The sequence below is a fragment of the Kitasatospora gansuensis genome, assembly GCF_014203705.1.
GTDB classification, from domain to species: Bacteria; Actinomycetota; Actinomycetes; order Streptomycetales; family Streptomycetaceae; genus Kitasatospora; species Kitasatospora gansuensis.
In genome coordinates this window covers 3,227,514-3,244,326 of the sequence record NZ_JACHJR010000001.1, presented here as the reverse complement: position 1 = coordinate 3,244,326, position 16,813 = coordinate 3,227,514, and the positions used below count along the sequence as shown (strand labels likewise).

The 16,813-nt window shown below is 72.8% G+C and carries 13 protein-coding genes; 9 read left to right on the top strand and 4 right to left on the bottom strand.

Annotation, left to right across the window (positions count from 1 at the left end; translation table 11 throughout):
• Positions 1 to 186: 186 nt before the first annotated feature.
• On the top strand, positions 187 to 1,149 hold the full coding sequence (locus F4556_RS39440) for a GNAT family N-acetyltransferase (protein ID WP_313068300.1): 963 nt from the start codon (positions 187 to 189) through the stop codon (positions 1,147 to 1,149).
• 137 nt (positions 1,150 to 1,286) lie between these two features.
• Here F4556_RS39440 and F4556_RS14200 read toward each other — a convergent pair whose 3' ends face one another.
• Genes F4556_RS14200 through F4556_RS14190 form a run of 3 tightly spaced genes read right to left on the bottom strand, consistent with a single transcriptional unit; the run spans position 1,287 to position 4,220 of the window.
• A complete protein-coding gene (locus F4556_RS14200) occupies positions 1,287 to 2,144 on the bottom strand; it encodes a peptidase (RefSeq protein ID WP_184915097.1) in 858 nt (285 codons plus the stop codon).
• Between the two features lie 2 nt (positions 2,145 to 2,146).
• Positions 2,147 to 3,451, bottom strand: a complete 1,305-nt coding sequence (locus tag F4556_RS14195; protein WP_376775695.1) for a VWA domain-containing protein — start codon at positions 3,449 to 3,451, stop codon at positions 2,147 to 2,149.
• A 58-nt stretch (positions 3,452 to 3,509) separates the two neighbouring features.
• Positions 3,510 to 4,220 (bottom strand): TetR/AcrR family transcriptional regulator C-terminal domain-containing protein, encoded by a 711-nt coding sequence (locus F4556_RS14190; RefSeq protein ID WP_184915092.1) that lies wholly within the window; start codon positions 4,218 to 4,220, stop codon positions 3,510 to 3,512.
• A 92-nt stretch (positions 4,221 to 4,312) separates the two neighbouring features.
• On the opposite strand from F4556_RS14190, the gene F4556_RS14185 reads away from it, so the two are divergent.
• The 8 genes from F4556_RS14185 to F4556_RS14150 all read left to right on the top strand — a co-directional run bounded on the left by F4556_RS14185 (position 4,313) and on the right by F4556_RS14150 (position 15,102).
• The gene (locus F4556_RS14185) at positions 4,313 to 5,500 is read left to right on the top strand and encodes an FAD-dependent monooxygenase (protein ID WP_184915087.1); all 1,188 of its coding nucleotides are present in this window, start codon (positions 4,313 to 4,315) and stop codon (positions 5,498 to 5,500) included.
• Positions 5,501 to 5,595: 95 nt separating this feature from the next.
• Positions 5,596 to 6,105, top strand: a complete 510-nt coding sequence (locus F4556_RS14180) for a DUF1269 domain-containing protein (RefSeq protein ID WP_184915085.1) — start codon at positions 5,596 to 5,598, stop codon at positions 6,103 to 6,105.
• Between the two features lie 85 nt (positions 6,106 to 6,190).
• A complete protein-coding gene (locus tag F4556_RS14175) occupies positions 6,191 to 7,561 on the top strand; it encodes an FtsW/RodA/SpoVE family cell cycle protein (protein WP_184915083.1) in 1,371 nt (456 codons plus the stop codon).
• Between the two features lie 107 nt (positions 7,562 to 7,668).
• Positions 7,669 to 9,075, top strand: a complete 1,407-nt coding sequence (locus tag F4556_RS14170; protein WP_184924598.1) for a penicillin-binding transpeptidase domain-containing protein — start codon at positions 7,669 to 7,671, stop codon at positions 9,073 to 9,075.
• Between the two features lie 159 nt (positions 9,076 to 9,234).
• On the top strand, positions 9,235 to 10,494 hold the full coding sequence (locus tag F4556_RS14165) for a glycosyltransferase 87 family protein (RefSeq protein ID WP_184915080.1): 1,260 nt from the start codon (positions 9,235 to 9,237) through the stop codon (positions 10,492 to 10,494).
• 12 nt (positions 10,495 to 10,506) lie between these two features.
• Entirely contained in the window at positions 10,507 to 12,123 is a 1,617-nt protein-coding gene (locus F4556_RS14160) for a DUF2079 domain-containing protein (RefSeq protein ID WP_184915077.1), read from the top strand.
• Positions 12,124 to 12,242: 119 nt separating this feature from the next.
• Complete coding sequence (locus F4556_RS14155) at positions 12,243 to 13,556, top strand: glycosyltransferase family 87 protein (RefSeq protein WP_184915075.1); 1,314 nt, start codon at positions 12,243 to 12,245, stop codon at positions 13,554 to 13,556.
• 31 nt (positions 13,557 to 13,587) lie between these two features.
• Positions 13,588 to 15,102, top strand: coding sequence for a N,N-dimethylformamidase beta subunit family domain-containing protein (locus F4556_RS14150; RefSeq protein WP_221503607.1), 1,515 nt, complete (start codon positions 13,588 to 13,590; stop codon positions 15,100 to 15,102).
• A gap of 7 nt (positions 15,103 to 15,109) precedes the next feature.
• Here F4556_RS14150 and F4556_RS14145 read toward each other — a convergent pair whose 3' ends face one another.
• Positions 15,110 to 16,807, bottom strand: coding sequence for a penicillin-binding transpeptidase domain-containing protein (locus tag F4556_RS14145; RefSeq protein WP_184915072.1), 1,698 nt, complete (start codon positions 16,805 to 16,807; stop codon positions 15,110 to 15,112).
• Positions 16,808 to 16,813: the final 6 nt, after the last annotated feature.

Sequence of the window (16,813 nt, the reverse complement as noted above, 5' to 3'; positions counted from 1 at the left end):
CCGATGGACCGTCAGACCTGGTGTCGGGTAGTGTCCCGGCCGATGGCGCATCCGGCGCCAGGTCCGCCTCGGGCGGAGGAAGGAGGCCCTGCGATGTACACCCACATCCCCTCGGCGCTTCCTTCCCGCACGGCTCGGTAGAGACCGACTGCACGGAAGCGCCTGCCGACTGTCTTCGGAGGCAGCGTGTCTTCCCGCCCCACCACCCGCATCACCTTCCGCCCCACCGTCGAGGCCGACCTCGAAACGGTGCTCTCCTGCACCGTCGACGAGCCCGTCAGCTGGGCCGACCCCGAGCGCTACCGCCGGATGCTCGACAACGGCGGCTACCGCCCCGCCCACACCTGGATCGCCCAGCACCCCGACGGCCGCCTGCTGGCCTGCGCCGTTTGGTGGGCCTTCCCCGAGAGCGACCGGCCGCTGGCGCTGGACTGCGTCTGGGTGGCCCCCGAGATCCCCGACCGGATCGGACTCGCGGCCGAACTGCTCGGCGCCGCCCACGCCGCCTTCCGCTCGGCCGGCTGGGACGAACTGCCCGAGTGGCACCTCTTCCTGGCCGCCGGCTGGCGGACCGACCCGGCGATCACCGCCGCCCTGGAGTGGCGGCTCGCGGCCGCCGAACGCAGCGGCCTGACCGGCCAGTTGGAGCGCCTGCGGTACGAGTGGACCCCCGAGCTGCCGGTGCCCGCAGCGACCGGCCGGCTGGTCTTCCGCACCGAACCCGACGACGAGGTCTTCGTCGACGCGTTCCGCCAGGCCGCCGAAGGCAGCCTGGACGACGACACCCGGCGGAACCTCACCCGGCTCGGCGCGGACGGCCAGGCCAGGGAGACCCTGGACTGCTACCTCCAGATGCCGGGCGAACGCTCCTGGTGGCTCCTGGCCCACACCCCCGAAGGCGAGCTGGTCGGCTTCACCCTGCCCTCCGCCAACCAGGCAGGCCCGGTGGTCGGCTACCTCGGCGTGGTCCCGGCCATGCGCGGCCGCGGCTACGCGGACGAGCTCCTCGGCGAGATCACCCGCTTCCACGCCGCCCGCGGCGCAGAACGCATCGGCGCCGACACCGACCTGACCAACAGCCCGATGGCCGCCTGCTTCGACCGAGCGGGCTACCGCAACTTCGGCGTACGGCTCGTCCTTACGCAGTGAGCTGCGGCAGCTAGGGGCTCGGGGAACTGCGACGCCGACCTCGTAAAAGGTGATCCGTCCGTGCGTGGTCAGGCACTTTGTCTTTTGACCCGCACGCCAGATCTCGTCGCCGTTCCCCGAGCCCCTGGATAGTGCAACTAGAGCGCAGCTCCCGAGCTAGGCCCCCGCCGAGGCCCGCCGCCCCGCGGGTGCCGGGTCAGCCGGTAGCCGAGGACACCGGCCAGCGCGGCCAGGATGCCGCCGCCGAGGGTCCAGAACCAGCGGGTGTTGCGGCCCTGGAAGGGGGCGGAGTACCAGTGGGTCTCCTCCTCCTCCGGGGCCACCGCACGGTCGGTCGAGGCCACCGCAGGCGCGGCCGTCGCCGCCGGCGAGCCGGCGTTGACCGGCGGGACCAGCGGTGCCCGCAGCTCACCGCCCTCGGGCTGGGCGTTGCCGGCCCCGCCCTTGGTGCTCAGCCGCAGCTTGACCTGGGCCGCCAGACCGAGGTCGTTCTGCGGCACCTGACCCGCCGTCAGCCGGACGTAGTAGGTACCCGGCAGCGGGTCGCCGGACCACGGCTCGGCCCAGGAGCGGATCTGCCGCAGCGAGCAGCGCAGCGCCAGCGTGCCGGCCGCCGTCTCGGCGGTGGCGTCCTGCGGCCCGGAGGTGCAGGACTGCCGGCGCCGCAGGCCGTCGAAGAGCTCGACCGACCAGCTCTGCGGCCCGTGCCGGTCGGCGCTGGGCGGCAGCGTGACGGTCACGTCCACCGTGGTGGTCTGGCCCTCGGCGGCGCCGAAGGCCCAGTACAGGTAGTCGCCGGTGGAGGCGGCCACGTCGGCGCCCTGACCGGTGCCCAGCGCGGTCGCGGTGAGGAAGCTGGTCCCCGCGTCGGTCACCGCCTTGGTGCTGCCCGAAGCCGAAGCGCTGGGCGAGGGGGAGGGCGAGGGCGAGGCCGCGATCAGCAACGGCAGCCCGGCGGCGGCGAGCAGTACGGCCCGCAGTGCAGTGGTACGCATCGTCAGTTCTCCCGCCAGACAGCGATTCGCCAGCGTGCCAGCCAGCCGAAGATCAGCCCGGTCAGCAGTCCGGCCAGGGTGAGCACGAGCAGCAGGACCCAGCCCCGGCCGAGTCCGGCGGACCAGCCGTCGGGGGCGGGGGAGGCGGCGGCCACGTCCAGGGTCAGTTCCAGCGGCAGGCCGGGTTCGGCGGCGACGCCGGCGGCCGGTGCGAAGGAGTTGCTGACCACCAGACAGACCATGTCCTCCGCCTTGGCAGTGGACAAAGAAGGAGAAGCCGAGGCCGCCCGCCCCGAGGACCAGCGCACCCCGGTCGAGGCCACGTCGGTCCGGCCGCTGCCCGCGTCGGTGCCGCGGACCAGCTCCTGGCCGCCCGGGTCGGTGGCCTTCAGCAGGACGCCGTAGTCCCGGGCGAGGGCCCGGTCGAGCGAGATGCTGACCGAGGCCCGCAGCTCCTGGCCGGGCCGGACGTTCACCCGGTAGACCCGGTGCTCGGCGAACTTCTCCCGGTCGCTGTAGACCCCGGGGGTCAGCACCGGTGCGGTGTCGCACTGCTCGGTACCGGTCGCCTTGGCGGGCGCGACCCGGTTGGTGGTACCCGCCCGGTTGACCAACTGCTTGACCTTGTCGGTCAGTTGCTGCTGGCTCTGGACGTCGGTGAAGGTGCCACCGGTGGCGTTGGCGATGCACAGCAGCTGCTGCCGGGTCTTGTCGTCGTGCGCCAGCCCGAGCGTGTCGACCACCAGGTGGGTGCCGAGCGCGGCCAGTTCACGGGCCACCTCGCACGGGTCCGGCGGGGCGCAGGAGTCCTCCCCGTCGGTGATCAGCACGATCCGGCGGGTGGTCGAGCCGGTGCCGAGGTCCTGGGCGGCGCCGCGCAGCGCCAGGCCGATCGGGGTCCAGCCGGTCGGACGCAGGGTGGCGACGGCGGTCTTCGCCTCGGTCTTGTTGGTCTTGCCGACCGGGTAGAGCTGCTTGGTGTCCTTGCAGCCCTCGGTCTTGTCGTTGCCGGGGTAGGTGGCGCCGAGCGTCCGGATGCCGAAGTGGGTCTCGGCCGGCAGTGCGTCGATCACCTCGCTCAGCGACTGCTGGGCCACCGCCATCCGGCTCTTGCCCTGGATGTCGGTGGCCCGCATCGAGCCGCTCACGTCCAGGACCAGGTCGACCCGGGGCGGCTCGGTGGCCACCGCCCCGGCGGTGGTCTCGTCGGCGTACGCGGGTATCCCGTGCAGGATGGCCCCGGCGGAGATCGCCAGGGCGGCCAGTAGCCCGAGTGGGCGGGCCGGCAGTCGTCGTCGTGTGGTCACGGCCCGCATCTTATGGATCATCAGTTGGGATGACCAAAGCCACCTGGCCCGAACTCGCCTACCCGTCAAGGCTCTCGGCGATCCGCACCCCCAGCCCGTCCAGGAAGCAGCGCAGCCCGAATTCCAGCGCCTGGTCCTGACCGTCCGTCACGGCGGCGGCCATCGCGGTGGCGGTGGCGGGGTAGCGGTCCCGGTGACCGAACACCAGGGCGCCGAGGGTGGCCAGCAGTTGCTGCTCCGGGCTGCCCGCCGGCCCGGCCGCGCGGGACTGCTGGGCGATCGCGCGGACGTGGCCGGCCAGCACGGCGACCGCGTCGAGCCGTTCCGCGCCGGTCAGCGCGGTGCCGTCCAGGGCGGCCACGGCCCGTTCCATCCAGCTGAGTTCGGCCGGGCCGATCAGGCGCGGGCCGACGGTGGCATCCAGCAGCCAGGGGTGCAGCCGGAAGACGCCGGCCAGTCGCCGGGACCAGTCGGCGAGCGGGTCGCGCCAGCCGGTGCCGGTGACGGGCGGGGCCTCGCCGATCGCGGCGTCGACCATCAGGGCGACCAGCTCGGCCTTGCCGGGCACGTACCGGTAGAGCGCCATCTTGGTGAAGTCGAGCAGCCCGGCGACCCGCTGCATGGAGACCGCGCCCAGCCCCTCCGCGTCGGCGATCTCGATGCCCGCGCGGGCGATCCGGTCCAGGCTCAGCCCGGCTTTCGGGCCCCGGCCGCCCTTCGGCGGCGGGCCCCAGAGCAGCCGGGCGGCCGGGTCGAGTTCCTCGTTCACTGCGGCTCCCCTTGCGTCGGCGGCGAAACTGCGTCTACTGTACACAGTATCGAAAGTGTCCGACGGACACAGTTTCAGACGGGGGTCTCCTCATGGGCAAGAACGTGCTGATCTCGGGTGCGAGCATCGCCGGACCGGCGCTGGCCTACTGGCTCGGCCGGTACGGCTTCCACCCGACCGTGGTCGAGCTGGCCCCGGCCCTGCGCGAGGGCGGCCAGGCGGTCGACTTCCGCGGCGAGACCCACCTGACCGTGCTGGAGCGGATGGGCGTGCTGGACCAGCTGCGCCGGCTGGAGACCGGCGGCCGGACCACCACCTTCGTCGACCCGAAGGGCCGTCAGCGGCTGCACCTGCCCGCCGAGTTCACCGGCGGCGACATCGAGGTGCTGCGCGGCGACCTGTCCCGGGTGCTGTACGAGGCGAGCCTGCCGTACACCGAGTACGTCTTCGGCGACTCGGTCACCGGGACGACCGAGACCGCCACCGGCGTGCAGGTCACCTTCCGGCACGGCGCGCCCCGCGAGTTCGACCTGGTGATCGGCGCCGACGGCCTGCACTCCAACATCCGCCGGATCGCCTTCGGCCCGGAGCGGGACTTCGTCACCCACCTCGGCTACTACGCCGCGACCTGGAAGCTGCCCAACCACCTCGGCCTCGGCCGGGAGACGGTCGGCTGCAACACCCCCGGCCGGCTGGCCCAGCTCGGCGGCGGCCACCGCGACCCCGCCGTGGCGGACGCCTTCGTGGTCTTCGCCGCCCCGGAACTGACCTACGACCGGCACGACCTGACGGCCCAGAAGGCGCTGATCGCCGAGCGCTTCGCCGGGATCGGCTGGCAGGTGCCCGCGATGCTGGAGTCCCTGGAGAGCACCTCCGAGCTGTACTTCGACTCGATCAGCCGGGCCGACGTCCCGGTCTGGCACCGGGGCCGGACCGCCCTGGTCGGCGACGCCGCCTGTGGCGCGACCATCGGCGGCATGGGCACCGGCACCGGCGTGGTCGCCGCGTACGTGCTGGCGGGCGAGCTGGCCAGGGCCGCCGGGGACCACCGCGCCGCGTTCGCCGCGTACGAGGGCCGGCTGCGGGAGTACGCCCAGGGCTGCCAGCAGGGTGGCGACCGGACCGGGAAGTTCCTCGCCCCGGGCCGGATCGGCGGCCGGCTGCGGGACGCCATGCTGAACCGGCCCGCGCTGATGACCTGGATGCTCAACGAGGCGAAGAAGTTCAGCACGGTCGAGCTCCCTGACTACCCCGCAGAGCTCGGCGCGATGACCGGGTGAATATCGGACACACCGGAATCAACAGTCATAAATATGGCTAATCCTCGCTAGGGTGCCAGTGAAGCCGTGCCCGTCGAGTTGGAAGGACCCACCCCGTGAGCAACCTGTTCGCGATCGCCTACCCCGACCTCGCCACCGCCGAGCAGGTCCGGAGCACCGTGGTCGGACTGCAGAAGCAGAAGCTGATCGAGCTCGAGGACGCCGTCGTCGTCGAGCGCCGCCAGGACGGCAAGATCAAGCTGCACCAGGCCGTCTCCACCACCGGTGCCGGTGCCGCCTCCGGTGCGCTCTGGGGCGGGGTGATCGGGCTGCTGTTCTTCATGCCGTTCCTCGGCGCGGCCGTCGGCGGTGCGACCGGTGCCGCCGTCGGGGCCTCCACCGACGTGGGGGTGGACGACAACTTCATGCGCCAGGTCGGCGAGCACCTGACTCCGGGCAGCGCCGCCGTCTTCCTGCTGGTCCGCAAGGCCACCGCCGACAAGGTGATCCCGGCGGTCGCCCAGTACGGCGGCCAGATCATCCAGACCTCGCTGAGCGCCGAGGCCGAGGCCGAGCTGCGCGCCACCGTGGCGGCCGCCCGCGGCGAAGCCCCCGCGACCGTCTGACACCACGTCACCAGGGGGTGGACGGGACCTGACGGCCCGTCCACCCCCACCGCGCTACCCGGAAACCCTTCCCGACAGGACGCCCGTGGCCTCTCCCTCCGCCGTAGCCAGGGCCGGTGCGCCACGCCGACGCCTGGTCAAGAGCCGTCGCAACACCGAACTGGTGCTGGTGCTCGGCGCGGTGCTGATCGCCGTCTTCGGGTACATCGAGGTCGGCGTCAACATCGACGGCAAGGTCCCTTCCGGCGCCGCCGGGTACGGCGCGGCGCTCGGCGTGCTGGCCCTGCTCGCGCACGGGGTGATCCGCTGGAAGGCCCCGTACGCCGACCCGCTGCTACTGCCGATCGCGATCCTGCTGAACGGGATCGGACTGGTCGTCATCTACCGGCTCGACCGGGCCACCCCGGGCAGCGAGGCCGCGCCCACCCAACTGCTCTGGTCCACCCTCGGGGTGGCGCTGTTCATCGGCGTGGTGGTGCTGCTGCGCGATCACCGGGTGCTCCAGCGGTACGCGTACATCGGTGCGCTGGCGGCGCTGGTGCTGCTGATCCTGCCGATCTTCTTCCCGCCGGTCTACGGCTCCCGGATCTGGATCGTGATCGGCCCGATGTCGTTCCAGCCGGGCGAGTTCGCCAAGATCCTGCTGGCCATCTTCTTCGCCGCCTACCTGGCCGTGCACCGGGACGCGCTGGCGCTGACCGGCAAGCGGGTGTGGAAGTTCCAGTTCCCGCGCGGCCGTGACCTCGGCCCGGTGCTGCTGATCTGGGCCGCCTTCGTCGGGGTGCTGGTGCTGGAGACCGACCTCGGCACCTCGCTGCTGTTCTTCGGGCTGTTCGTGGTGATGCTGTACGTGGCCACCGCGCGCAGCGGCTGGATCGCCATCGGCCTGTTCCTGGCGGCGGTCGGCGCGGTCGCGGTCGGCTGGCTCTCCCCGCACGTGCACAGCCGGGTCACCGACTGGCTGGACCCGCTGGGCTCGATCGCGGCCGGCCAGGGCGCCAACCAGATCGCCCAGTCGCTGTTCTCGTTCGCCTGGGGCGGGGTGCTCGGCACCGGCCTGGGGCTCGGCCACTCGATCCTGATCGGGTTCGCCGCCAAGTCCGACTTCATCCTGGCCACCATCGGCGAGGAGCTCGGCCTGGTCGGGCTGATCGCGCTCTTCCTGCTGTACGCCCTGCTGATCTCACGGGGTTTCAGGACCGGGATCGCGCTCAAGGACCCGTTCGGCCGGCTGCTGGCGATCGGCCTGGCCGCGATCGTCGGCCTCCAGCTGTTCGTGGTCGCGGGCGGCGTGCTCGACCTGATCCCGCTGACCGGGATGACCCTGCCCTTCATGGCCCAGGGCGGCTCCTCGGTGGTGACCAACTGGATCATCGTGGCGCTGCTGGTCCGGATGAGCGACCAGGCCCGCCGACCCGCCCCCGAACCCGCAGCCGACCTGGTGGAGCAACCGTGAGCCCGAGGCGTCAGCCGTCCTCCACCGGCGGCCCGCAGGGGCTGCCCGGGATCTCCACCACCGGCCGCCGGGCCGGTACCTTCTGCCTGGTCCTGGTGCTCGCGCTGATGGGCCAGGCCACCTACGTCCAGGTGTTCCGGGCCGAGTCGCTGGACGACAACCCGGCCAACCAGCGGGAGACCATCCAGCGCTACGCCCAGCCGCGCGGCAACATCCTGGTCGGCGCCGACCCGGTCACCGGCTCGGCCCCGACCGGCGGGCGGTACGCCTACAAGCGCACCTACACCGACGGGCCGACCTGGGCGGCGGTCACCGGCTACTCCTCGCAGACGTACGGGAACACCCAGATCGAGGGCGTCGAGGACGACCTGCTCTCCGGCACCGACTCCCGGCTGGCCAGCTGGGCGCTCTGGGACGAGATCACCCGCAAGCAGAACCCCGGCGGCGACGTCTACACCACGCTGAACAAGGCCGCCCAGCAGGCCGCGGTGAAGGGCCTCGGCAGCCAGACCGGGGCGGTCGCCGCGATCGAGCCCGCCACCGGCCGGATCCTCGCGCTGGCCTCCACCCCGAGCTACGACCCGGGCAGCTTCGCCGGCTCCTCGACCGCCGACCAGGACGCCTGGAACAAGCTGCAGGCCGACAAGAACCAGCCGATGCTGAACCGGGCGCTCCGTCAGATCTATCCGCCGGGGTCCACCTTCAAGGTGGTCACCGCCGCCGCCGCGCTGGCCAACGGCGTGGTCACCGACATCGACGCCCCGACCACCGCGCCGTACCCCTTCGTGATGCCGGGCACCACCACCGAGCTGGTCAACGACACCAGCGCCTGCGACAGCCCCGGCCAGTCGCTGGACGACGCGATGGTCAACTCCTGCAACAGCGTGATGGGTTACCTCGGCACCCAGGTCGGCCTGGAGAAGATGGTCGCGATGGCGCAGAACTTCGGCTTCAACGACGCCAAGCTGGACACCCCGGTCCGGGCCGCCCGGTCCAACTTCGACACGACGATGAACGCCTCGCAGGTCGCGCTCTCCTCGATCGGCCAGTACGACACCGCCGCCACCCCGCTGGTGATGGCGATGGTCGCGGCGGGCGTCGCCAACAACGGCACCGTGATGTATCCACAGCTTGTGGACAAGCTGGCCAAGAGCGACGGCAGTTCGGTCCAGGTGATGCGGCCCACCGGCTACCGGCAGGCGATGAGCCCCACCGTGGCCGGCCAGGTGCAGAAGCTGATGACCGACGTGGTGGAGACCGGCACCGGCCGGAGCGCCCGGATCGGCGGCGCCACCGTCGGCGGCAAGACCGGCACCGCCCAGCAGGGCATCGACAACTCCGGCATCCCGTACGCCTGGTTCATCTCCTGGGCCAGGCCGAGCGGCTCGAACCAGGTCCCGCCGGTGGCCGTCGCCGTGGTGATCGCCGACAGCAGCGCCACCGACGTCACCGGCGGCGGGCTGGCCGCGCCGATCGCCAAGTCGGTCATGCAGGCCGTCCTGAACGGGAATTGACGGACTGGAGCCGCACTGTGACACGGGATGTGGCGGGAGTCACGGTCCGATTTGCCGGGCTCGGCTAGCGTGGACGACTTCGCGCCTTGCCACTGGGGGGATTCACCATGCCGTCACACCGTCGAAGTCAGCCTGCCCGCTCGACGGTGGCGAGCCGTCATGCCTGACCGGCTCAGAGCGCTGATGCGGACCAGTACGGCCAGTACGGCGCTGGTCGCGCTGGCGCTGCTCTCGGTCTTCGCGGTGGTCCGGCACTTCCACGGCTTCAACATGGTCGACATGCTGGTCTACCGGGCCGAGGGCGCGGCCGTCGCGGGCGGCCAGGACCTGTACGCGATGCGGCTCCCCGGCTGGGACCTGGCCGCCACCTACCCGCCGTTCGCCGCGGTGCTGTTCGTGCCGGGCACCTGGTTCGACGTCTCGCTGCTGCGGGTGCTGGTGACGCTGGGGAACGTCGCGCTGCTGGCCCTGCTGGCCCACCTCTCGTTCCGGCTGGTCGGCTGGCCCCGGCGCGGCCACACCGGCCCGGCGATCCTGCTCGCCGTCGGCCTCGGGGTCTTCCTGGAGCCCGTCTACACCACCTTCCAGTACGGCCAGATCAACCTGCTGATCGCCTGTCTGGTGCTCTGGGACCTGACCCGCTCGGACGCCAACCGCTTCAAGGGCGTGGGCATCGGCCTGGCCGTCGGCATCAAGCTGACCCCCGGGGTGTTCACCGTCTACCTGCTGCTGACCGGCCGGATCCGGGCCGCCGGGGTGTCGGTGGTGGTGTTCGTCACCACGGTGCTGCTCGGCACCGCGGTGGTGCCGGGCGACAGCTACGGCTTCTGGACCGAGTACCTCTGGGACTCCCGCCGGGTCGGCGTGATCGAGCTGGTCGACAACCAGTCGCTCCGGGGCATGGTGGCCCGGCTGCTCTCCACCAACGACCCCGGTCTGTTCGCCAGTGCGCTCTCCGGCCTGGTCGGCCTGCTGGGCTTCGCGGTCGCGGCGCTCGCCGCCAGGTCCAGGCTGCGCCGGGCCGAGGCCTGGGCCGTGGTCACCGTGGCGCTGACCGGCGCGCTGGTCTCGCCGATCAGCTGGAGCCACCACTGGGTCTGGTGCGTCCCGCTGCTGATCCTGCTCTGTGCCGAGGCGGCCCAGGAGATCCGGGTCCGGGGCCGGTACGGCCGCTCCTGGCGGGACCGTCGCTGGCGTGTCCTGCTGGCGGTGACCCTCCTGGTCTTCGGCACCCATCTACTCTGGACCGTGCCCAAACGCGCCGGCCTCGGGATCGAGCCGTACTGGCAACCCGTCAGTTCGCTCTACCCGTTGGTCGGCCTCGCGATGCTCGGACTGACCGCCGTCCGGCTTCGGCGCAGCGCCCGCCGGGTGATCCCGGTCCGGGCGGTGTCCACCGAATCCGTCCTGGCCAAGTAGATATGACGTGATGTGACGCTCCAGCCTGTCGACCGGCCGCGCCCCCTGGCTGCCCGGCTGCTGCCCGTGCCCGGCCCGGGGGCCGGGCTGTCGGCGACCCACCGCACCCTGCTGTCGACGTTGCTCTGCTTCGTGGTCTGCGGGGCGATCGGGTTCCAGCAGTGGTCCGCCCTCCAGCTGGGCGGCTTCGACGTGGGGATCTTCGACCAGGGCGTGCGCGGGTACGCGCACCTCGGGCTGCCGGTCTCCTCGCTGAAGTCCTTCCACCACGAGTTCCCGCCGGGCTTCTCGCTGCTGGGGGACCACTTCTCCCCGGTGCTGGCTCTGCTCGCCCCGCTGTACTGGGTCTGGGACGACCCGCGCTCGCTGATCATCGGCCAGGCCCTGCTGTTCGCCGCCGGGGTCCCGCTGGCCCGCCGGATCGCCGCCCGCTGCTTCGCGACGGCGGACCGGCGCACCGCCCGCTGGGCGGTCGACCTGGCCGGAGTCGCCTACGGTCTCGGCTGGCCGCTGCTGGTCGCCTCGCGCGGCGGCTTCCACGAGGTGGCGTTCGCCGCGCCCCTGACGCTGCTGATGTTCGAACGCGGTCAGGCCCGCCGGTACGGCGGCGTGGTGCTGGCGGCGGTGCTGCTCTGCGGCACCAAGGAGGACCTCGGCCTGCTGGTCGGCGCGTACGGGCTGGTGCTGATCCTGCGGGCTCGCCGACCGGTCTGGGACCGGCGGCAGCTCGGCTACGGCCTCGGCCTGCTGATCGGCGGTCCGCTGGCGGCGGCCGTGGCGATCGCCTGGCTGATCCCGGCGATGGGCGGCCAGCCCGGCTACTACTGGAACTACACCGCGCTCGGCACCGACGGTGGCGACGCGCTGCGCAACGTGCTGGGCAACCCGCTGCTGCTGGTCCGGGCCGCGTTCGACGCCCCGCTGAAGCCGCTGCTGCTGCTCTGGCTGTTCGGCACCACGCTCGCGCTGCCGCTGCGCTCCGCCACCGTGCTGTGCGCGCTGCCGCTGCTGGCCGAGCGGATCCTCTCCAGCAACCCCAACCACTGGTCGATCGCCCGGCACTACGACGTCTTCCTCTGGCCGGTGCTGCTGACCGCCACCCTGGAGGTGCTCGGCCGGCTCTGCGCGGACGGCCGCCCCCGGGCCGCACTGGCCCGCCGGGCGGGTCTGGCGGCGGCGGGCGTGACGCTGGTCGCGGCCGTGCCGTTCGGCCTGGCCGGGCTGGCGATCCCGTCCCACTGGGCACCGAACAGCAGCCTGGCCGCCCTGCTCCGGGGCGCCGCGCTGATCCCTGACGGCGCGTCGGTGGAGGCGGACAACCAGGTGGCGGTACGGCTCACCGCGCGCGCCGACGTGGTGCTGGTGGACGGCACGCCGCGCGGGCGCGAGTACGTGCTGATCAGGTCGGACAAGCGGTCCTTCCCGTTCGCCACCGACACCGAGCAGGCCGAACGGATCAGCCTGCTGCTCGCGCACGGCTACACCCGGATCTGGTCCGAGGGCGGCGCGGTGCTGCTGAAGCGCACCTCCGACCAGCCCGTCCCGGGCGAGGCGGTCCCCGGCCCCGGCAGCGTGCCGGTGCAGGACGTGGTCCCCTCCGACGTCGGCCGGAACCTGTTCCGGGGCTGACGCCGCGTTCACCCGAACGAGCTGAACCGGCGCCCCGGTGCCGGGTCCGCCCAACAGCTCCACATAACAGTTGCCGCTCCTTCGGCGGAACAACACAACTCAGCCCCTACCCTTCCAGCATGGCGACCACCCGACCCCCCGGAGCACCCGAGCAGGCGGTCTGCACCCTGCACGAGGCACCCCGCGCGGGGACGGACGCCCGGATACCGGATCAGCGCACGGCCGCCGGCTCCGCCCGCCGGCTCCGGCCGACCCAGCGGCGGACCGTCCAGGTACTGGGCTGCGCGGTCGCGGCGGGCTGGGCGACCGCCTTCCCGCTGGTCTCCGACCTGCCGAACCAGATCTTCTGGGGCACCGTGGCGGCCCCCGCCTACGCCCTGGCCGGCCTGCTCTGCCTCGCCCTGCCGCGTCGGTACGCCGCCAGGGCGGCGGCCGGGGCCGCCGTGTTCGGCGCCGTGCTGCTGCCGCTGGTGCTGCTGGTGCTGCGCGGCCGGCACCAGTCCGAGGTGATGGTGGTCGAGCGCTCGGCCCGCCTGCTGCTGCACACCGGCAGCCCGTATCTGCCGGACCCGACCGTGGTCACCGACTACGACCCCTACCTGCCGACCATGGCGGTGTTCGGGCTGCCCCGGGCGCTGCTCGGCAGCGGCGGGCCGGTGGCCACGGTGCTCGGGGACGCCAGGATCTGGTTCGCCGTCACCTTCCTGGCCTGCCTGCTGGCCTGCTGGCGGCTGCTCCGGCCCCGGCTGACCGCCTCCCCGACGCTGCCGCTGGCCACCCTGACCGCCTCGCCGCTGATCGCCCTCGCGCTGGTCGTCGGCGGGGTCGACCTGCCGCTGATCGGGGTCTGCTGCCTGGCGCTGTCGCTGGCCGCCAAGGGCCGGGCGATCCCGGCCGGGCTGGTGCTGGTGCTCGCCTGCACCCTCAAGTGGACGGCCTGGCCCGCGCTGCCGGTGGCGGCCCTGCTGCTCTGGCGGCTGTACGGCCGCCGCCCGGCCGCCCGCGCCACCCTGACCGCGGTGGCCGGCAGCACCGCGCTGGTGCTGCCGTACCTGCTGACCCAGGGTCAGGTGCTGCGCGAGCAGGTGGTGCGCTTCCCACTCGGGCTGACCGCCGTGCACACCCCGGCCGGCAGCCCGCTGCCGGGCAAGGTGCTGGCCGGGTTCGGCCCGACCGGGCACACCATCTCGCTCACCCTGCTCTGCCTCGGCGCGCTCGGGGTGGCGGTCTGGCTGCTGGCCTACCCGCCGACCTCCGCGGTGGCGGCCTGCGACGTGCTGGCGGTCGGCCTGACCGTCGCCTTCACGCTCGCCCCGGCCGGACGCTTCGGCTACCTGGCGCTTCCGGCGGTGCTGGTGATCTGGCCCCGGCTGGCCGCCAACCCCCGCCCCCGGGACCGGCTCACCACGATACTGACGGGTGTCCAGCTCTGACTTTCCGTCAGCACCATGGGACGATGCGGACATGGTGCAACATACCGGGCGGCGGCAGTTCCTCGGTCTGGCCGTGGCGGCGGCTGGCCTGACGGCCTGTGGGAGCGCCGGGGCCCCGGCGGAGCAGTCGGCCGCCACCTCACAGCCACTGCCGAGCCCCTCGCCGACCCAGGCCGAGAACGACCGTCCGGGCAACGCCGACTGGGCGGTCACCGCACCGGGCCCGCCGGGCGCGATCGAGGGCTTCACCGACCGGGTCGGCGTGCTCCCCGGCGAACCGCTCGGACTGCACGTGTCGACCACCGCCCCCGGCTTCACCGTCTCCGCCTACCGGATGGGCTGGTACGGCGGCGCCCGGGCCCGGCTGGTCTGGAAGTCCGACCGGCTGCCCGGCACGGCCCACCCCGGACCCACCGTGGCCGCCGGCACCAGGACCGTCCGGGCCGACTGGCCGCGGACCACCACGATCGACACCACCGGCTGGCCCGAGGGCAGCTACCTGCTCCGGCTGGACGCGGTCGGCGCCCCCGGCCAGCGCTACACGCCGGTCACCGTCCGCTCGAAGGAGACCGCGGGACGGACCGTGCTGGTGAACGCCGTGGCGACCTGGCAGGCGTACAACGAATGGGGCGGCTACAGCCTCTACAACGGCCCGACCGGCGGCTACGGCACCCGGGCGATGGAGGTCAGCTTCGACCGGCCGTACCGCTACGACAACGGCGCCGGGCTGTTCCTGGTCTACGAGGCCCCGCTGATCGCGCTGGCCGAGCGGCTCGGCCTGCCGCTCGGCTACGCGACCGGGGTGGACCTGGCCCGCGAACCCGAACTCCTGCGCGGGGCAACGGCGGTGATCTCGCTCGGCCACGACGAGTACTGGTCGAACGAGCAGCGGCAGCACGTCACCGCCGCCCGCGACGCGGGCACCAACCTGGCCGTCCTGGGCGCCAACTGCTGCTACCGCAGGGTCCGTTACGAACCCTCGGCGCTCGGCCCGGACCGCACCGTGGTGTGCTGGAAGTCCGACTACCGCGACGACCCCGGCTTCCGGGCCGGGCGCCCCGCCACCACCGACTTCCGCTCCGAGCCCGGCGCCGACCCGGAGAGCACCCTGCTCGGGGTGAGCTACGACGGCTACCCCGTGGACGCGCCGTACGTGGTCAGCAACCCCGGTCACTGGCTGCTCGCCGGCACGGGGGCCAAGGCGGGCGACAGCTTCCCGCACCTGGTCGGGGTCGAGTACGACCTGGTGCCCACGGACCGCCCGGCGGCGGGCCCGATCGAGATCGTCTCCCGCTCACCGGTGGTCTGCGACGGCCGCCGCAGCCGGGCCGAGTCGGCGTACGGCACGGTGGCGAGCGGTGCCGGGGTGTTCGCCACCGGGACCATGCGCTGGGTGGAGGCGCTGGACGCCGACGGCCCCGGCGGCAGCCGGGCCGACCACGGGATGGACCACCGGGCCGGGACGTTCACCCGGCAGGTCACCGAGAACCTGCTGCGGGCCTTCGCCACCGGCCCGGCGGGCCGTCAGCACCCGGTGGGTGCCTGATCCACCGTCAGCCGTTGCCGACCTTGAGCACCAGCGCGGCCGCCGGCCCGGCGGCCGCGGCGCCGTGCCCGCCGCCGCCGACCTCGGCGGCCACCGCGAGGTTGCCCCGGTAGGCGGTGAACCAGCTGTTGTCGTCGGCCTGGCCGTTGACCTGGGCGGTACCGGTCTTGGCGCCCGCCCCGGCGGTGATACCGCTCATCGGGCCGGCGGCGGTGCCGCTGGTGGCGGTCAGGTTCATCATCGCTTGCAGCCCCTTCAGGGTGGCCGGGGAGAGCGTCTTGTCGGCCTTCTGCTGCTCGGAACCGGGCACCAGGATCGGCTGCCGGAAGGTGCCGCTCTGCACGGTCGCGGAGATCGAGGCCATGGTGAGGGCGTTCATGGTGATGCTGCCCTGGCCGATCAGCTGGGCGGCGCGCTGGTTGTCCCCGGACGGCGCGGGCGCCTTGGCGGGGGCCAGCAGCATGCCGGTCTTCCAGGTCGGGCCGATGCCGAAGGCGTCCTTGGCGAGCGCTTCCATGTCGCCGCTCTTGAGTACCTCGAGCCCCTTCTTGATCAGGGCGGTGTTGCAGGACTGGGCGAGGTCCTGGGAGAACTTCCAGTCCTCGTGCGGCTCGGTGAAGTCGTTCTTGAAGGTCTGTCCCGCCACGCTCAAGGTGGCGGGGCAGGGCAGCACGTCGTCCGGCTTGACCCCGGCCTCCAGCAGCGCGGCCGCCGTGATCACCTTCATGGTGGAGCCCGGCGCGATCGCGGCCAGGAAGGCCCGGTTCTGCCCGCCGGCCGGGGCGTTGGCGAAGGCCAGCACGTTGCCGGTGCTGGGCTCGACCGCGACCAGCGAGGCCGGCAGGGTGCCGCCCTTGGACGCGGCCGCCACCGCCTTCTCGGCCTCCGCCTGGAGCTTGCCGTCCAGGGTCAGCTTCAGCGAGGGCAGCGGCTTCGGGTCGGTGATCGTGAACAGCTTGTCCGGTGTGCCGCTGCCGTCGTCCTTGGTGATCACCACGCCGGTCCCGGCGTCCTCCGGGGCCCCGGAGGCGTTCTGCTTGAACTTGGCCATCAGGGCCGGGGTCAGCGAGGGGAAGTTCAGCGGCTTCCCGTTGCGGTCCAGCACCATCGTGGGCTCGGCGAAGACCGGCTTCACCGCGATGCTCTCGCCGGTGTCCAGCTTCGGGTGGACCACACCCGGGGTCCAGTGCACGGCGGCCTTGCCGTCGCTCATCTTCACCAGACCGAGCCGGCCCTCGTAGTTCCAGGCGTTGGCGGTCCCGGCGAACTCCACCTTGGCCCGGAAGCTCAACGGCACCTCGGTGCCGACCGGCGCGCTCGCACTGGCCGAGGGGCTGGCCTTCGCGGAGGCGGAGGCGGAGGCGGACGGGCTGGGGGACGCGGCCGGCGTGCCCCCGGGCGTCAGCGTGACGGCGCTCGGGTTCACCTTGTCCTTGAACGCCTTCAGGGCGGCGATCGCCGTGTCCGGCTTGTCGGTCAGCGCCCCGGCCGCCTCCAGGTCACCCTTGGCCCAGGCCTCCAGGAACGCCTTGGCCCCGGCCGCGGCCAGGTCGGCGCTCGGCGCCTCGGCAACCACGGTCCGCACCTTCGGCGTCTTGGCTTCGTTACCGGTCATCGCGTCGTACACGTTGTACGCACCGAATCCGGCGACACCGACCAGTGCCGTGCAGACGGTGGCGATGCCTATCTTGGCGCCCTTGTTCATGGTGCG